Source organism: Bradyrhizobium sp. STM 3809, from assembly GCF_000239795.1.
GTDB lineage: Bacteria > Pseudomonadota > Alphaproteobacteria > Rhizobiales > Xanthobacteraceae > Bradyrhizobium.
In genome coordinates, this window is record NZ_CAFJ01000567.1 from 1 (window position 1) to 2,932 (window position 2,932).

The 2,932-nt window shown below is 67.3% G+C and carries 4 protein-coding genes; all 4 read left to right on the forward strand.

Annotated features, from left to right (window positions below):
- The first annotated feature begins 76 nt into the window (after positions 1 to 76).
- Positions 77 to 364 (forward strand): 1,2-phenylacetyl-CoA epoxidase subunit PaaB, encoded by a 288-nt coding sequence (paaB, locus tag BRAS3809_RS25905; RefSeq protein WP_008964983.1) that lies wholly within the window; start codon positions 77 to 79, stop codon positions 362 to 364.
- A 144-nt stretch (positions 365 to 508) separates the two neighbouring features.
- Positions 509 to 1,285: a 1,2-phenylacetyl-CoA epoxidase subunit PaaC gene (gene paaC / locus BRAS3809_RS25910; RefSeq protein WP_008964984.1), complete on the forward strand. Its 777-nt coding sequence runs from the start codon at positions 509 to 511 to the stop codon at positions 1,283 to 1,285.
- Positions 1,279 to 1,782: a 1,2-phenylacetyl-CoA epoxidase subunit PaaD gene (paaD, locus tag BRAS3809_RS25915; protein WP_008964985.1), complete on the forward strand. Its 504-nt coding sequence runs from the start codon at positions 1,279 to 1,281 to the stop codon at positions 1,780 to 1,782. The genes paaC and paaD overlap by 7 nt, the downstream gene beginning before the upstream one ends.
- A gap of 102 nt (positions 1,783 to 1,884) precedes the next feature.
- Positions 1,885 to 2,932: 1,2-phenylacetyl-CoA epoxidase subunit PaaE (gene paaE, locus BRAS3809_RS25920; protein WP_035658613.1), on the forward strand; the 1,048-nt coding region annotated here is incomplete at its 3' end.

A 2,932-nucleotide genomic window follows, 5' to 3' on the forward strand; every position in this document is an offset into this window, starting at 1 on the left:
GAGGCCGCGGCCGCCTATGCCGACAAGCGCGCGCGGCGCCAGATGGCGCAAGCCGCCGAATAGAGGGAGAGCAGGGATGGCGACGCCGAACACGCCGTTGTGGGAGGTCTTCATCCGCAGCCGCAACGGGCTCGCGCACAAGCATTGCGGCTCGCTGCATGCGCCGGACGCGACCATGGCGCTGCAGGCCGCGCGCGACCTCTACACCCGCCGCGGCGAGGGCCTGTCGATCTGGGTGGTGCCGTCGAGCGCCATCACCGCATCCGATCCCGCCGACAAGGGCATGATGTTTGAGCCGGCCGAATCGAAGATCTATCGCCACCCGACATTCTACGAGGTGCCCGACGAAGTCGGGCATATGTAGGTGCAACTCCTCATGGTGAGGAGGTGCGCAGCGCCGTCTCGAACCATGAGGCCCGATATGGCTCGTAGCCCATCCTTCGAGACGCCCGCCTGCGGCGGGCTCCTCAGGATGAGGTCGAATGCGTGGCTCTAAGGCAGACACACCATGACCGCACCCTCGATCGCCGTCTCCGAAACACCGCTGGTGCTCTATACCTTGCGCCGCGCCGACGATGCGCTGATCCTTGGCCATCGGCTGTCGGAATGGACCGGCCACGCGCCCATGCTCGAAGAGGACATGGCGCTGTCGAATATGGCGCTCGACCTGATCGGCCAGGCCCGTGAGCTCTATGGCTACGCCGCGAAGGTCGAGGGCCGTGGCCATGACGAGGACAAGCTCGCTTATCTCCGCGACGTCAGGCAATACCGCAATCTGCTGCTGGTCGAGCGCCCCAATGGCGACTTCGCGCAGACGATGGTGCGGCAGCTGTTCTATGCCGCGTTCGCCGATCTGTATTGGCGCGGCATGATGGGCTCGACCGATGCGACCCTGGCGGCGATCGCCGCCAAGTCGGAGAAGGAGTGCGCCTATCATCTGCGCCATGCCAGCGAATGGGTGATCCGGCTCGGCGACGGCACCGATGAGAGCCACGCGCGTGCGCAAGCCGCGGTCGACGATCTCTGGGCCTATACCGGCGAGATGTTCAGCGTCGACGACGCCGAGCGCGGCCTGATCGACGCAGGGATCGCGATCGATCCGACGATGCTGCTGCCGGAATGGCTGTCGATCGTCTCGCATGTCGCGCGCGAGGCGACGCTCGTGCTGCCGGAGAACGACTGGATGCAGCAGGGCGGCCGCGACGGCCGGCACAGCGAGCATCTCGGCCATCTCCTCAGCGAGCTGCAATACATGCAGCGCAGCTTCCCCGGTGCGACATGGTAGTCGCGGACCTCAGCCCCGCCGAGCTGCGCCAGCGCGCCTGGGAGGCGGCGGCCTCGGTCGCCGATCCGGAAATTCCGGTGCTGACGATCGACGATCTCGGCGTGCTGCGCGAGGTCGAGGTGGTCGGCGACCGCGTCGAGGTGGCGATCACGCCGACCTATTCGGGCTGTCCGGCGATGAACATGATCGCGCTGGAGATCGAGCTTGCGCTGGAGCGCGCCGGCTTTCACGACGCCAGCGTGCGCACCGTGCTGTCGCCGGCCTGGACCACGGACTGGATGAGCGAGGAGGGCCGGCGCAAGCTGCGCGACTACGGCATCGCGCCGCCGCAGCCGTCGAGCGGCCGCCGCGCGCTGTTCGGCGTCGCCGCGGTGGCCTGTCCGCAATGCGGCTCCGATGACACCGAGCAACTCGCCGAGTTCGGCTCGACCTCCTGCAAGGCGCTATGGCGCTGCAGATCGTGCCGCGAGCCTTTCGATTATTTCAAGTGCCACTGATGCAACCACGGCCGTCATCGCGAGCGCAGCGACGCGATCCAGAGTCGCGTGCGCAGCCCTGGATTGCTTCGCTGCGCTCGCAATGACGCGGGGAGAGAGCAGATGTCGATAACGCCGCGCTTCCACCGTCTCGCTGTCCGTGATCTGCGCCGGGAGGCGCCCGATGCGGTCTCCTTGACCTTTGCCATTCCGAAGGAGTTGTCCGCGGACTATCAGTTCGCGCCAGGACAGTACCTCACGCTGAAGACGACGCTGGGCGGAGAGGAGGTGCGGCGCTCCTATTCGATCTGCTCCGGCCCCGACGACAACGAGATCCGCATCGCCGTGAAGCGCGTCGACGGCGGCGCGTTCTCGAGCTTCGTCACCGACGAGTTGAAGCGCGGCGACGAGATCGACGTGATGACGCCGACCGGTCGGTTCGGCGTGGCGCTGCAGCCGGAGGCCGCGCGCACCCATGTCGGCTTCGCGGCGGGATCGGGCATCACGCCGATCCTGTCGATCGTCAAGGCGGTGCTGGCGCGCGAGCCGGACAGCCGCTTCTTCCTGTTCTACGGCAATCGCACCACGGCGGGCATGCTGTTCCGCGAGCAGCTTGAGGAGCTGAAGGACCGCTTCCTCGAGCGCTTCTCTGTGTTCCACGTCATCTCCGGCGAGGAGCAGGATCTGCCGATCCTGCACGGCCGGCTCGACGGCGAGAAGGTACGCATGCTCCTGCGCTCGCTGGTGCCGGCCGAGACTGTTGATCACGTTTTCATCTGCGGCCCCACCGGGATGAGCGAGGACATCGAGGCCGCCTGCCGCGCGCTCGGCATTGCCGACGACCGCGTCCATGTCGAACGTTTCGTGTCCGGCGCCGGCGGCAAGCCGCGGCCGAAGATGGTGGTGCCCGCCTCGGCGCCACCCAAAGCGATCGCCGCCCTGATCATCGACGGCAAGCGCCGCGAGGTCCCGGTCGCCGAGGGCGAAGCCATCCTCGACGCCGCACTGCGCGCCGGCGTCGATTTGCCGTTCGCCTGCAAGGGCGGCATGTGCTCCACCTGCCGCGCCAAGCTGGTCGAGGGCAAGGCCGAGATGGAGCTGAACTACTCGCTGGAACCGTGGGAGCTGCAGGCGGGATTCGTGCTGACCTGTCAGGCGAAGCCGGTAACCG